The 13,814-nt window shown below is 64.4% G+C and carries 11 protein-coding genes and 1 tRNA gene; 5 read left to right on the top strand and 7 right to left on the bottom strand.

Going from position 1 to position 13,814, the window contains the following annotated elements; genetic code table 11:
- Nucleotides 1-220 precede the first annotated feature (220 nt).
- Nucleotides 221-1,813, top strand: a complete 1,593-nt coding sequence (locus LCI23_RS05110; RefSeq protein ID WP_307727702.1) for a methyl-accepting chemotaxis protein — start codon at nucleotides 221-223, stop codon at nucleotides 1,811-1,813.
- A 38-nt stretch (nucleotides 1,814-1,851) separates the two neighbouring features.
- On the opposite strand, the gene LCI23_RS05105 is transcribed toward LCI23_RS05110, so the two are convergent.
- Entirely contained in the window at nucleotides 1,852-2,631 is a 780-nt protein-coding gene (locus LCI23_RS05105) for a TlpA disulfide reductase family protein (protein WP_224945007.1), read from the bottom strand.
- A 229-nt stretch (nucleotides 2,632-2,860) separates the two neighbouring features.
- On the opposite strand from LCI23_RS05105, the gene LCI23_RS05100 reads away from it, so the two are divergent.
- Nucleotides 2,861-3,610, top strand: a complete 750-nt coding sequence (locus LCI23_RS05100; protein ID WP_224945005.1) for an MBL fold metallo-hydrolase — start codon at nucleotides 2,861-2,863, stop codon at nucleotides 3,608-3,610.
- A 144-nt stretch (nucleotides 3,611-3,754) separates the two neighbouring features.
- Nucleotides 3,755-4,369: a PEP-CTERM sorting domain-containing protein gene (locus tag LCI23_RS05095; protein WP_224945003.1), complete on the top strand. Its 615-nt coding sequence runs from the start codon at nucleotides 3,755-3,757 to the stop codon at nucleotides 4,367-4,369.
- Between the two features lie 98 nt (nucleotides 4,370-4,467).
- On the opposite strand, the gene LCI23_RS05090 is transcribed toward LCI23_RS05095, so the two are convergent.
- The 4 genes from LCI23_RS05090 to LCI23_RS05075 all read right to left on the bottom strand — a co-directional run bounded on the left by LCI23_RS05090 (nucleotide 4,468) and on the right by LCI23_RS05075 (nucleotide 7,720).
- Nucleotides 4,468-4,543 (bottom strand) — tRNA-His (locus LCI23_RS05090).
- An 81-nt stretch (nucleotides 4,544-4,624) separates the two neighbouring features.
- Entirely contained in the window at nucleotides 4,625-5,494 is an 870-nt protein-coding gene (gene murI, locus LCI23_RS05085; protein WP_224945001.1) for a glutamate racemase, read from the bottom strand.
- Nucleotides 5,495-5,548: 54 nt separating this feature from the next.
- Nucleotides 5,549-7,084, bottom strand: a complete 1,536-nt coding sequence (locus LCI23_RS05080) for a fumarate hydratase (protein WP_224945000.1) — start codon at nucleotides 7,082-7,084, stop codon at nucleotides 5,549-5,551.
- 33 nt (nucleotides 7,085-7,117) lie between these two features.
- Nucleotides 7,118-7,720 carry a TIGR00645 family protein gene (locus tag LCI23_RS05075; RefSeq protein ID WP_224944998.1) on the bottom strand — a complete coding sequence of 201 codons (603 nt, stop codon included), beginning with the start codon at nucleotides 7,718-7,720 and terminating at the stop codon, nucleotides 7,118-7,120.
- A 211-nt stretch (nucleotides 7,721-7,931) separates the two neighbouring features.
- Here LCI23_RS05075 and acs point away from each other — a divergent pair, with 211 nt between their 5' ends.
- A complete protein-coding gene (gene acs, locus LCI23_RS05070; protein ID WP_224944995.1) occupies nucleotides 7,932-9,926 on the top strand; it encodes an acetate--CoA ligase in 1,995 nt (664 codons plus the stop codon).
- Between the two features lie 157 nt (nucleotides 9,927-10,083).
- Here acs and LCI23_RS05065 read toward each other — a convergent pair whose 3' ends face one another.
- The gene (locus LCI23_RS05065) at nucleotides 10,084-12,762 is read right to left on the bottom strand and encodes a polysaccharide deacetylase family protein (RefSeq protein WP_224944993.1); all 2,679 of its coding nucleotides are present in this window, start codon (nucleotides 12,760-12,762) and stop codon (nucleotides 10,084-10,086) included.
- Between the two features lie 145 nt (nucleotides 12,763-12,907).
- Nucleotides 12,908-13,273 carry a VOC family protein gene (locus LCI23_RS05060; RefSeq protein ID WP_224944991.1) on the bottom strand — a complete coding sequence of 122 codons (366 nt, stop codon included), beginning with the start codon at nucleotides 13,271-13,273 and terminating at the stop codon, nucleotides 12,908-12,910.
- Here LCI23_RS05060 and LCI23_RS05055 point away from each other — a divergent pair.
- Nucleotides 13,245-13,682 (top strand): helix-turn-helix domain-containing protein, encoded by a 438-nt coding sequence (locus tag LCI23_RS05055; protein WP_224944989.1) that lies wholly within the window; start codon nucleotides 13,245-13,247, stop codon nucleotides 13,680-13,682. The genes LCI23_RS05060 and LCI23_RS05055 overlap by 29 nt on opposite strands.
- The last annotated feature ends 132 nt before the right edge of the window (nucleotides 13,683-13,814 follow it).

Genomic DNA, 13,814 nt, shown 5'->3' with positions numbered 1-13,814 from the left:
AGCTTGCCAATTCAGCCTGCTTATTTTGCAACGAGCAGGCTGGTCACATTTGCTTATCCCAGGAATGTATGTTGTTCGGCCGCGTCATCCCGGCAGAAAACACGCACTCCTGCCTATTTATTTCTGTGAGGAATTACATCTTTCCTCTCATAATTTCCCTAATTGCTGTGCACGCGGCGTAATGGAATTATGTGAGGAAAGAATGAAGCTACGGAACAAGATGGCGCTGTGCATGGCCATTGTCTTTGTGTTGTTCGCGGTCGCGTTGGCTGTCGCGATTTCGGGAATGCGTGATGCAAGCTCGCGCTTTGGCAGCTTCGTGGACCAGGACCAGGCATTCCTGGGCGAAGCTAACACGATGTATGCGCAGGGCCTGCAGATGGGGCAGGCGCTTCGAAATATTGTCTTGTCCCCAAACAATGAGGGTGGCTACAAGAACCTGGCGACTGCGCGCAAGGATTTTGAAGCCGCCATGAAGGGAGCGCGCGCACTCGCAAAAAACGATGCTGCATTGGATGCCGTGCTGGCGAGGCTGGAAAACATGCAGCAGCAACGCGCCGCGATTCAGGATCGTATCGTCATGCTGGTAAAGACTGATGAAGCCGCAAGCGTCAGCACGCTGAACGCAGAGGAAACCCCGGTATGGCGCGAAATGCGCGCGGAAATGCTGAAGATCCTAAAGGATAAAAATGCCGCTGCAGACCAGGTCAAGACCGAACTGGCCGCACAGACGCAGGCCATGTTCTCGCTAAGCCTGGTCCTTGCGGCCTTCGCCATCATCGCCGGCGGCGCCGTCGCGTTCTGGCTCACCCGCAGCATCACCCGCCAGCTTGGCGGCGAGCCGGACTATGCCGCGCGCATCGCCGGTGCGATCGCGGCCGGCGACCTGACCGTGCAGATCGCCCTCGATGACGAACGCAACCAGGCCAGCTTGATGTTCGCCATGCGCCAGATGCAGCAGAGTCTTGCCACCCTGGTGCAGAAGGTGCGCAACGGCACGGATGCGATCACGGCCGCGTCGGGCGAAATCGCCGCCGGCAACCTCGACCTGTCCGCACGCACCGAAGAGCAGGCCAGTTCGCTCGAAGAAACCGCGGCCTCGATGGAGGAACTCACCAGTACCGTGCAGCAGAACACCGACAGCGTGCGCCATGCCAACGAGCTGGCCACGACAGCTTCCCAGGTCGCATTGCGCGGCGGCCAGGTGGTGGAAGAAGTGGTGGGCACGATGGGGGCGATCAACGACGCCTCCAGGCGCATTGCCGACATCATCGGCGTGATCGACGGCATCGCCTTCCAGACCAACATCCTGGCGCTGAACGCTGCGGTGGAGGCGGCGCGAGCGGGCGAGCAGGGCCGTGGTTTCGCGGTCGTGGCCTCGGAAGTGCGCAACCTGGCCCAGCGTAGCGCGGCGGCGGCGAAAGAGATCAAGACGCTGATCGAAGACTCGGTGGGCAAGGTCGATGCTGGTAGCAAGCTCGTCAATGCCGCTGGCGACACCATGAGCGAGGTGGTGGTCAGCGTGAAGCGCGTCACCGACATCATGGCTGAAATCACGCTGGCCGGCCAGGAGCAGAGTGCCGGGATTGCCCAGGTCAACCAGGCCATTGCCCAGATGGACCAGGTCACGCAGCAGAATGCGGCACTGGTGGAAGAGGCGGCAGCGGCGGCGGACTCCATGCAGGTGCAGGCACAGGAGCTGCTGGCGGTCGTCAGCACCTTCAAGCTCGCCGTGGAACCGTCCGTGCCCGCGCAGCGCCTGGCGCGCGGTGCTGCGCAGGCGTCCCGCCTGGCGCTGACGGCGGCAGCCTGAGCGCGGCGGACGGGGGATGAAGGGCCTGCGGGCCCTGGTCAGCGCTGGCCCGCGCTTCCCGTCATGAACTTCTCCAGGCGGCGGTCGAGGCCGTCGCGGTCGAGTTCCCCCATGTGACGCAGGACCAGGCGCCCGTCCTTGTCGTAGAACAGCGTGGTCGGCATGGCAAACGAGCCGGTGCGGCGCCCCGCCTGCCGCGCCCGATCGGTGAACACGTTCCCGAGCCCCAGTTCTTGCTGCGCCATGAAGGCCTGGATCGTTGCCGCGTCCTCCCCCTGGTTGATGAACACGAAGCGGATGCCGGGGTAACGCCGCTGGGCCTCTTCCAGCGCGGGCATCTCGCGCCGGCAGGGCGGGCACCACGTCGCCCACAGGTTCACCACCATCGGCTTGCCGGCCAGCGCATGCAACTGCACCGGTGTGCCATCCAGGCGTTTCAGCGCCACCAGCGGTAGCGGCGTACTGCGTGGGCCGAGGCCGGCGGTGGCGATGGCGCCGCCTGTCCAGGCCACGGCGCCGGCCACGAAGGCGGCCAGGAGCGGGCGGCGCGGCGTGCCGCTGCGCGCCGTCAGGTGCAAGCCCAGCACCAGCGCGGTCAGGATGCCGGCGGCATCCGAGAATCCGCCGTCGCCGAGGTTCGCGATCGACAGCGGGTCGGCCAGGTAGTCCGCTGCGTTCTGCAGCACGAAGGTAATGCGCGCCGCTGCCAGGCTGCCGAGGACAGTTTTCCAGATCACCGGCCAGCTGCGCCAGCCGCGGCTGTGCTGGTACCACCAGCTGACCATGGCAAGGGCGCACAAGCCGAGCGCCGGTGCCATCCATCCATTCCAGTCCATCCCATCCACCAGGGCGCTCCTTACCGTTAAGCTGCATCGCAGTCGTCCATGGCCGCGGCGTCCGCAGGGCCTCCGGAAAGCATCATACGGGTACAGGATGAACGGCGCGTTAGCGCCCGGGACGAAGGGCGATGGCGCGCGCCCGGCTTCGCGGCGCCCCCCTATACTGGTGCGAAGGGGGCGCAAGCCTGCGCCCAGAAGGAGATAGCGCATGATCTTCCGCCAGCTGTTCGAACCCTTGTCCAGCACCTACACCTACCTGATCGGTTGCCCGGAAACCGGACAGGCCGTCCTGATCGACCCGGTGGTCGTGACGCTCGAGCGTGACCTGGCCGAAGTCCAGCGCCTGGGCCTGAAGCTTGCCTACAGCGTCGACACGCACGTGCATGCCGACCACATCACGGCCGCCCTGGAGCTCAAGAACAGGGTCGGGAGCGCGATTGCCGCGCCCGCCGCCGAGCGCGTGGCATGCGCCGATGTGCAGCTGGAGGAGGGCAGGCCATTCGAGGTCGGCACGATGGTGTTCCAGCCGCTGCATACGCCAGGCCACACGGCGGGACATTTCGCCTACGTGCTGGGCGAGCGCGTGTTCACGGGCGACGCGCTGCTGATCGAAGGATGCGGGCGGACCGACTTCCAGCAGGGCGATGCCGACGCGCTGTATCACAGCGTGCGCGGCAAGCTGTTTGCGCTGCCCGATGAAACGCTGGTGTATCCGGCCCATGACTATCAGAAGCGTTGGGTATCGTCTGTAATTCAGGAGAAACAGCGCAATCCCCGCCTGGGTGGCGAGCGCAGCATCGAAGAGTTCCGGGAAATCATGGCGGGCCTGAATTTGCCATATCCGAAGTTCATTGATTATGCGGTGCCCGGTAACCAGCAGTGCGGCGTCTGCCCAGCTGATTTACCTGAGAACCTGAGCAATTACTGCCGCCAAATGACGGAGAGTCCGCAAGGATAAGAATCGTCGGCAATATTTACACGCAGGCCACGACGAGTTTATGCGACACGAATAGTCGCCATGGATTCAAGGCCTTACGAAAAGAAAACTTCCTTGGCATCAGTCTTGCATCAGGCATGCGCAGCACAACGATACGGGGAAACCATGAAATGCTTATCGGCCTTGGCCTGCGCTATCTTGTTGAGCGCTTCGCCGCTCGCCACCGCCGGCATCTGGTACAAGTGGCACGCGACAAACGACATTGCGCCGCATGGCATTTCACTGTTGCTTGAGTTCAACAAGGCAGTCGTGCGATCCGGTATCTTCCAGATGCGCATCGATGTGGACGAAAACGCTTTTCAGGACACCTTGTTTCCGCAATCCGGCCTGCTCAGTTTCTATTACGGCACCGGCACGGAAGGCGAAATCACATGGAAGCCACGCAAGGGCATTACCGACCCCGGTCCGGTCATCCTGGACATGGACATCCGCTTCGGCCCGGGCCGGCACCTGACAGGTGGCATCTATGCCCACAACTACAATAGCCAGTTCGGCATGTCGACGGGCTTCATGGGTGGGCCGAATTTCACCATCTATGAGGCTGAAAGCGATGCCGGCATGAAAGGCTGCGGGTGGGTGAGCGAGGAGGGCAGGCCCTGCTTCGGCGCGACCGGGCAGATCCGGCAGATTCCCGAGCCGGCGTCGGTCGCACTTATCGGCCTCGGCGTGCTTGGGGCAGCGCTCACGCGTCGCCGTAATACCAGGAAAGCGGTTCGCTGAGCGCCTGGCGCTGGCCGCGTCGCGCTACAAGACGGAGGAGCCAGGCAGAGCAAACAGCAAAAAGCCCAGTCCGAAGACTGGGCTTTTGCTTGAATTCTTGGGGTGGCTGATGGGACTCGAACCCACGACAACAGGAATCACAATCCTGGACTCTACCAACTGAGCTACAGCCACCATTGTCTTGCTACATCTACTTTGTCTCGCTGTTTCCGAGACAGAACAAGATTATACAAAGGTCTTCAGGAACTGGCAAATTTAAATGTGCGTGCCCAGCGGATTCGACAGCGTGGCCCCGACCGCGACCTCGCGTACCGGCACCTGCTGGCCCAGCAGGCTGGCAAAGGCGGCGGTCAGTGCCGTGCCGCTGGCGCTGGTGAAGCCCTCCAGGTGCGCGGGTTCATGGCCCGTGCCACGCAGCAGGTTCGCGGCCTCGAGCAGCCGCGCCAGCTGGCGCGCCACGGCCTCGCCGGTATCGATCAGCACCACCTCCCTGGCGGCATGTTGACGGAGCACCCGTTCGATCGAGGCCTGCACCAGCGGATAGTGGGTGCAGCCAAGCACCAGCGTGTCGGCGCCTTCCGCCAGCAGCGGGGCGATATAGCGTTCCAGCATCGCGTCGAGCGCAGGCGCGCCGGGTTCGCCGAATTCGATCTGGTCGGCCAGGCCGACGCAGGCTTGCAGCAGGAAGCGCGCGCCGGTGGCTGCGGCGACCTGGTCGCGCAGCAGCAGGAATTTCTCTCCGCGGAGGGTGCGCTCGGTGGCCAGCACGCCAACCGTGCCATTGCGGGTGCTTGCCGCGGCGGGCTTCAGGCCCGGTTCGACACCGACGATCGGCATCGCGGGATAGCGCTCGCGCAGGACGCGCACGGCGGCGACGGTGGCGGTATTGCAGGCCACGACCAGGGCTTTGGCGCCGCGGCTTGCCAGGAAGGCGGCGATGTCGAGGACGCGCTGGACGACGACGTGTTCCGGCTTGTCGCCGTAGGGGGCGAAGGCGGAGTCGGCGAAATAGAGGAGATGTTCGTTCGGCAGCTGCGCCTGGATGTGACGCAGCACCGACAGGCCGCCGACGCCCGAGTCGAAGATGCCGACCGGGGCGTCGTGGTGATCGTTGGATAAGATCATGTAGCGGCGCGAAGGGAAGTTGAACGCGTGGGCGGGAGACCCGCCCACCCTACGTTAAGCCGTTGCGACCGGAATGCCCTTCAGCGACTCGATCCTGGCCGACCATTCCTTCGGACCGGTGGTGTGCACCGAGGTGCCGGTCGAATCGACGGCCACGGTGACCGGCATGTCGGTCACATCGAACTCGTAGATCGCTTCCATGCCCAGGTCCTCGAAGCCGACCACCTTGGCCGACTTGATCGCCTTCGAGACCAGGTAGGCCGAGCCGCCGACCGCCATCAGGTAGGCCGACTTGTGCTTCTGGATCGACTCGATCGCTGCCGGGCCGCGCTCGGCCTTGCCGATCATCGAGATCAGGCCGGTCTTCTCCAGCATCATGTCGGTGAACTTGTCCATGCGGGTCGCAGTGGTCGGGCCTGCCGGGCCGACGACTTCATCGCCCACCGGGTCGACCGGGCCCACGTAATAGATCACGCGGTTGGTGAAGTCCACCGGCAGTGGTTCACCTTTGGCGAGCATGTCCTGGATGCGCTTGTGCGCGGCGTCGCGGCCGGTCAGCATCTTGCCATTCAGGAGCAGGGTCTGGCCCGGCTTCCACGCGGCGACTTCTTCCTTGGTGAGGGTGTTCAAGTCGACGCGCTTGGACTTCTCGGTGTCAGGCAGCCAGTGCACTTCCGGCCAGGTGGACAGCGCCGGCGGTTCGATGTAGGCCGGGCCCGAGCCGTCCAGCACGAAGTGGGCGTGGCGGGTGGCGGCGCAGTTCGGGATCATCGCCACCGGCTTCGAGGCCGCGTGGGTCGGGTACATGTTGATCTTCACGTCCAGCACGGTGGTCAGGCCACCCAGGCCCTGGGCGCCGATGCCCAGCGCGTTGATCTTGTCGCACAGCTCGATGCGCAACTCTTCGAGCTTGTTTTGCGGGCCGCGCTGCTTCAGCTCGTACATGTCGATGTCTTCCATCAGCGACTCTTTCGCCATCAGCATCGCCTTCTCGGCGGTGCCGCCGATGCCGATGCCCAGCATGCCCGGAGGGCACCAGCCGGCGCCCATCAGCGGCACGGTCTTGATGACCCAGTCGACCAGCGAGTCGGACGGGTTGAGCATCACGAACTTCGTCTTGTTCTCCGAGCCGCCGCCCTTGGCAGCGAGCTTGACGTCGACGGTGTCGCCTTCCACCAGTTCCATGTGGACCACGGCCGGGGTGTTGTCCTTGGTGTTCTTGCGCTCGAAATGCGGGTCGGCCACGATCGAGGCGCGCAGCTTGTTGTCTTCGAACGCGTAGGCGCGGCGCACGCCTTCGTTGACGGCGTCGGTGACGGTGCCGGTGAAGCCTTCGAAGCGCACGCCCATGCCGATCTTCAGGAACACGTTGACGATGCCGGTGTCCTGGCAGATCGGGCGCTTGCCTTCCGCGCACATGCGCGAGTTGGTCAGGATCTGGGCGATGGCGTCCTTCGCGGCCGGGCTTTGCTCGGTCTCATACGCGCGCGCCAGGTGCTGGATATAGTCGGCCGGATGGTAGTAGCTGATGTACTGCAGGGCTGCCGCGACCGATTCGATGAGGTCGCTCTGGGTGATAACGGTTGCCATGGATTTCTCGATCAGGGGGAATGAATGTGCGATTCAGTGCTTCGAATGGGTGGTCATGACGATGCGGTCGGTATAGGCGATGGCCATGGCCGACAGCAGGAAGGCGATGTGGATGACGGTCTGCCACATCATCGTTTCGGTCTTGTAGTTCGCCGCGTTGATGAAGGTCTTCAGCAGGTGGATCGACGAGATGCCGATGATCGCCATCGCCAGTTTCGTCTTGAGTACCGAGGCGTTCACGTGGGACAGCCATTCGGGCTGGTCCGGGTGGCCTTCGAGGTGCATGCGCGAGACGAAGGTTTCGTAGCCGCCGACGATGACCATGATGAGTAGGTTCGAGATCATGACCACGTCGATCAGCCCCAGTACCACCAGCATGATGGTGGTTTCGGTCAGCTTGGTCGGGCGGGTCGCGCCCGGCACGGTGACGACGTCGAGGATGTGCTGCAGCGACGCGGCGTTGCCCATCGCGGCGCCGATCAGGTCCTTCAGCTCGACCCAGAAATGGAAGACATAGACGCACTGCGCCAGGATCAGGCCGAGGTACAGCGGCAGCTGCAGCCAGCGGCTGGCAAAGATCAGGCTGTTGAGGGGGCTGAGTTTCTTTGCTTCGGACGGGGGAATCAACTGCGCCATCGGGGGCCGGCTCCTGGATGCGGGTAAATTACAGCCGAGCATTCTACACCTGCCGGCGCGTCCTTGCGGGTTCCTTCTCCGCTTTGCAGCCAGCTTGGTAGAATGCCATGCAAAACAGGGCGCCCTGCCGGGACCCAGTGTAAGGGCTCAGTAAGCGAGCACCCCTAAGGTGTCTGGTAAAACTGACTACACTACGATGGAGGAGACAAGAATGGCCGAGAACGAAAGCAATCAAGAATTCACGCTGCAGGAAAACCGCGTGTTCCCGCCACCTGCCGGCTTCGCCGGCCAGGCCGCGATCTCCGGCATGGAAGCCTACGAAAAGCTGTGCGCCGAGGCGGCCAGCGACTACGAAGGCTTCTGGGCCCGCCTGGCGCGAGAACACATCGACTGGCACAAACCATTCACCAGCACCCTGGACGAATCGAACGTGCCTTTCTACAAGTGGTTCGCCGACGGCCAGCTGAACGCATCCTACAACTGCCTCGACCGCAACCTTGCCAATGGCAACGCCGACAAGACCGCGATCATCTTCGAGGCCGACGATGGCAGCGTCACCCGCGCCACCTACCGCGAGCTGCACGCCCGCGTCTGCCAGTTCGCCAACGGCCTGAAATCGCGCGGCATCAAGAAGGGCGACCGGGTCATCATCTACATGTCGATGTCGATCGAAGGCGTGGCCGCGATGCAGGCCTGCGCCCGCATTGGCGCCACCCACTCGGTGGTGTTCGGCGGCTTCTCGGCGAAGTCGCTGCAGGAACGCATCATCGACGCCGGCGCCGTGGCCATCATCACGGCCGACGAGCAGCGCCGCGGCGGCAAGTCGCTGCCGCTGAAAGCCATCGTCGACGAGGCGCTGGCGCTGGGCGGCTGCGACAGCATCCGCGACGTCATCGTCTATCGGCGTACCGGCGGCGAGGTCGCCTTCAAGGAAGGGCGCGACACCTGGCTGCACGACCTGGTCGACGGCCAGGGCACGGAATGCGAGCCGGAATGGGTCGATGCCGAACACCCGCTGTTCATCCTCTACACGTCGGGTTCGACCGGCACGCCGAAAGGCGTCCAGCACTCGACCGGCGGCTACCTGCTGTGGGCCGCGCTGACGATGAAATGGACCTTCGACATCAAGCCGAACGACGTGTTCTGGTGCACCGCCGACATCGGCTGGGTGACCGGCCACACCTACATCGCTTACGGTCCGCTGGCCGTGGGCGCGACCCAGGTGGTGTTCGAGGGCGTCCCGACCTTCCCGCATGCGGGCCGCTTCTGGGAAACCATCGCCAAGCACAAGGTCTCGATCTTCTACACCGCGCCGACCGCGATCCGTTCCCTGATCAAGGCCTCGGACGTGGACCCGAAGGTGCACCCGAAGAACTTCGACCTGTCCAGCCTGCGCCTGCTGGGATCGGTCGGCGAGCCGATCAACCCGGAAGCGTGGATGTGGTACTACCGCAACGTCGGCCAGGAACGCTGCCCGATCGTCGACACCTTCTGGCAGACCGAGACCGGCGGCCACATGATCACCCCGCTGCCGGGCGCGACCCCGCTGGTGCCGGGCTCCTGCACGCTGCCGCTGCCGGGCATCATGACCGCGATCGTGGACGAATCCGGCGCCGACGTGCCGAACGGGCAGGGTGGCATCCTAGTCGTAAAGCGTCCGTGGCCGTCGATGATCCGCACCATCTGGAACAACCCGGACCGCTTCCGCAGCAGCTACTTCCCGGACGAACTGGGCGGCAAGTACTACCTGGCCGGCGACGGCGCGGTGCGCAACAAGGACACGGCCTACTTCACGATCACGGGCCGGATCGACGACGTGCTGAACGTGTCGGGCCACCGGATGGGCACGATGGAAATCGAATCGGCCCTGGTGGCCCACCCGATGGTGGCGGAAGCGGCGGTGGTCGGTAAACCAGACGACACCACCGGCGAGGCGATCTGCGCCTTCGTCGTCCTCAAGCAGGCCCGTCCGAGTGGCGAGGAGGCGAAGAAGCTGGCGGCCGAGCTGCGCAACTGGGTGGCGAAGGAAATCGGTCCGATCGCCAAGCCGAAGGAAATCCGCTTCGGCGACAACCTGCCCAAGACCCGCTCCGGCAAGATCATGCGCCGCCTGCTGCGTGTGCTGGCCAAGGGCGAAGCGATTACCCAGGACGTGTCGACGCTGGAAAACCCGGCGATCCTGGAGCAGCTGAAAGAAACCGCCTAAGCCCGCGCCATCCTGGTAGAAAGCCCGCTTCTCGTATAGAAGCGGGCGTTATTGTAGGGTGCGCGGATTTTTGCGCCCACGCGGTGATCGGTGGTGCCGATGCTGCCGTGGTAGTGCCGGCGATCGTTGACCGCGTGGGCGGGAAGACCCGCCCACGCTACATTTTCCCTAGTTGCTGCTTTGCGTAGGAAGCGCCCGATCCGGACGGCGCCAGCTCCAGGTAGGTCTGGTACGCGCCCTTCGCCTTGTCCCTGTCCCCGCCACGCGCATAGGCATCGCCCAGGTTCATGTAGGCGATCGCCCTCGACGGGTCCATCTTCACCGCATTCTCGAACCAGCGCGCCGCTTCCGCATACCGCTCCTGCTTGTAGAACACGAAGCCGAGATTGTTCGCCGCCAGCGCGAAGTTCGGCCGCAGCCTGAGCGCCTCGGTGAACTGCGCTTCCGCCTGCGCATACTGTTTTTCCTTGTACAGCAGCAGGCCCTGGTCGTTGGCGCGCTGCGCCTTCTGCCGGCTCGATACCGGCACCGCGGCCGGCGCGCTGATGCGCGTTTCGCCGCCTTGTAGATCCTTGACCACCACCGAGGCGGCCGGCGCCGACGCCTGCGCATCGAGCTTCGTGTTCATTGCGATCGCATCGTTCGACAGCTGTGCGGTAGCGGTATTCAGGAACTCGCTTTCCTCGGGCAACTCGAACACGAACTCGCCGCCTTCCGAGCCCGGCAGGCTGCCGAAGGCCGGCGTCTGCTGCGACACGCTCGACACCGCCGGCGCCACGTAAGCCGCCAGCTCGGTGCCGGTGATCAGGCTGTCGCCGTTCAGGTCGGCCTTGCCGCTCAGGCCCTGCAGCAGGGTCCAGGTAAACACCGAGTGTCCGTTCGGGCCGCCGTCCGACACCAGCTGGTCGGTACCGCCGGCGGTGAGCATCTGGCGGCCCAGGCGCTTCGCGTTATCGCGCAGGAAGGATGCGTTCGCCGCGCCGCGCGTCAGGCCCAGGCCGCTGTAGCAGGCGTCCATTACGAACAGCGCGTGCTTGGCCGGCAGGCTCTCGGCGATATTCTGGATCTCGGTCATGGGAATCGCGTCCGTGGCCAGCCGGTCCGGATCGGCATCGACCGGCACGATGTAGCCGAGGTCGCGTCCGGAACTCAATCTGCGGGTGGCGCCGTGTCCGGCGAAGAACACGAAGATGCGGTCGTTCGGCTGCAGGTTGCCATGCGCCAGCCGCTCATGGAAGGCGGCCAGGATGCCGCTGCGGGTCGCCTGCTCGTTCTTCAGCGTGATCACGTGCTCCGGCGCGAACCCGAACTTCTGCACCAGCAGCTGCCCCACGCCCTCGGCATCGCGCACCGCGTACTGCAGCTGCGGCCACTTCTGGTACTTGTCGATGCCGACCACGAGCGCCCACGAATTGGCATAGCCGGTGGCCGCCGCGCGTGCCACCGGCGCCGGGGCCGCCTCGCCGGACACCGTGAAGCGCTCGCCATCCCAGCCGGCGAACTGGTAGCCATCGGCCACCAGGCGGTCGAGGATGGCAGGGAGCGCCTTGACGGTGCGCTCGTGGATGTCATGGAACAGGATGATGCCGCGGCCCTCCTTGTCGACGCTGCGCAGTACGCGGTCGGCGATGGAGGAGGGCACCGGGTCGGCCCAGTCGAGCGAATCGATGTTCCACATCACCGAGGTCAGCTGGGCGCTCTCCAGCGCCTGCATGGCTTCGCGGTTGCGCGCGCCGTAGGGAAAGCGGAACAGGGCCGAGCGCTGCGGATCGACGGCTTTGAGCAGGGTATCCGTATTCAGGATTTCCGCGCGCAGGCCTTCGCCCGACTGCTTGGACAGCTGGGCGTGCGAGAAGCTGTGGTTGGCCAGCACATAGCCCGACTGCTTCAGGCGCCGCATCACGTCCGCGCCGCCATTGAGCCTGGCCTTGCCCTGGGCGTCGAGCGAGCCGATGTTGCGTCCCACGCTAAAAAAGATCGCCGGCGCGTTGTACTGCTTGAGGATGGCGGCGATCTCTTCGGTGTAGCGGCGATGCGGGCCGTCGTCGAAGGTCAGCACCACGGTTTTCTTCGGCAGCGTCTTGCCGAAGATTTCGCCTTTTTCCACGGCGGCTTGCGCCGCGGCGGCCGGCGCCGGCGGCTCCGGCCTGGCCGGGTAGGCGAGGATGACGCCGTATTCCTTGAGGATGTCGTCGCGCCGGTACAGGGTGTTCAGGTGGGCGACGTAGCTGTCCCATTTCTCGCGCTTGAGCGCGATCGCGCGCGATTCGAAGCGGCCGAACACGGCGCGGATTTCCTTCTCATAGTTGCGCTCGATTTCAGCGAGCGCGTCCAGGTCTTCCGAGATCCGCTTGTGCAGCTTGATCGCGGGCAGAGAGGAATCCTTCGCCACCAGCGCCAGCAGCGACTGCATGGTTTCGCGGAAAGCCAGGCGGTCGGCGTCATACAGGCCTTCGCCGGACTCCACATAGTCGAGCAGGCTGCCGACGGCGTCGAAGCGGGCCGGCGTGCCGGAAGCGAGCAGGGTGGCCAGGGCCGCCTCGAGCTTGCCGATACGTTCCTGGTTCTCGTGGAACAGCTGCTGGCCCACGCGCCTGGCCTGCTCGCGTCCCTCGGCGGACAGGGCGGCTTCGTCTTGGGTCAGCACGATGATCTTGCGGTGCGCGGCCAGTACCGTCCGCAGGTCGGCGCCGATGGCGCTGACATCGGGGGACTGGGTGGGAAGGGGAGCGCTGGCGGGCGCGGACGGGGATCCCAGGCTGGCGATCCAGCTGCCGGCCGCGGCACCGGCCGCCGCGACGGCGAACACGACGTAATACAGGACTTTGCGTTTCACGGCTTGGTGGCGTGCGAGAGTTAATTTGGGGCAACAATATCATCCCGCGGCCGTGGCCTGTTGAGGAAACCCTTGCGTTCACTGCCAAACAACGGCGATGCCGCCCTGGCGCCTGCATTTCCATGCACCAGGCGTGGAAGCTGTATCAGGAAGACGACAGCACGAAGGTATTGCCATCCGGGTCGCGAAATTTCGCATAGGCGCCCCAGGGCTGCACGGTGGGCGGCTCGATGAATTCGACGCCACGCTGGCTCAGCTGGCGATAGGTGGCTTCCACGTTGTCGCAGGCGAAGGAGCCGTTGAAGAAGCTGCCGATACGATCTTCCTGGCCGTCCGGCGTAAACAGCACCACGCGCGTGGCGGAGTGGGCGATGCGCAGCTCGATCCAGCGCTTGCCCGGACCCATCGGCTGGTCGGTCGCGATGTCGAAGCCGAGCCGTTCGGTGTAGAAGGCGAGGGCGCGGTCCTGGTCGGAAACCGGGATGCTGACGAACTTCAGTTGGGTGATCATGGTGAGGGGGCATGTTGTTGTGGTGAGTGGCATTATCGTGGCAGACTCGCTGCCGGACGTATTTTTTACTACTATAGTATTCATGACTACCCGCCAGTACTCGGTCGACGCCTATGTGTTCGATGTATTGATGCCGGATCTTGTCGGTCACGACCGCCGGCCGGCTGCTTTTGTCGTCTATCTTTGTCTGCTCACCAGTGCGCAGGCGCTGGGGCGCGACCTGGTGCCGGCGAGCCTGCAGGCGATCGCGGTCCGGACCGGGCTGTCGAAGTCGGCGGTGCAGGTGGCGCTGCGCCACCTGAAGCGGCGCGGGCTGGTGGAGGATAGCGATGCCGGCACGCAGCTCAATCCGGTTCGTCGGGTGCTGCGGCCGTGGCGGCGGCGCTGGGCGGCCGGGACAAGTGCATGAGGGCAGTCCAACAGTCTGTCAACGCTAAATAGAAATGTCCCCTGTTCTGCAAAGTAGAAATGTCCCCTGGGGTCATGAAGCAGGAGCCAAGGCTAAAGGCGCCTTGATGTGCTCGAACTGAGCGCATGGCGG

Origin of the sequence: Massilia sp. MS-15, assembly GCF_020176695.1 — a bacterium.
GTDB classification, from domain to species: Bacteria; Pseudomonadota; Gammaproteobacteria; order Burkholderiales; family Burkholderiaceae_D; genus Telluria; species Telluria hydrophila.
Note: the sequence above shows the minus strand (reverse complement) of the source record. Positions and strands in the feature narration are given on the sequence as shown.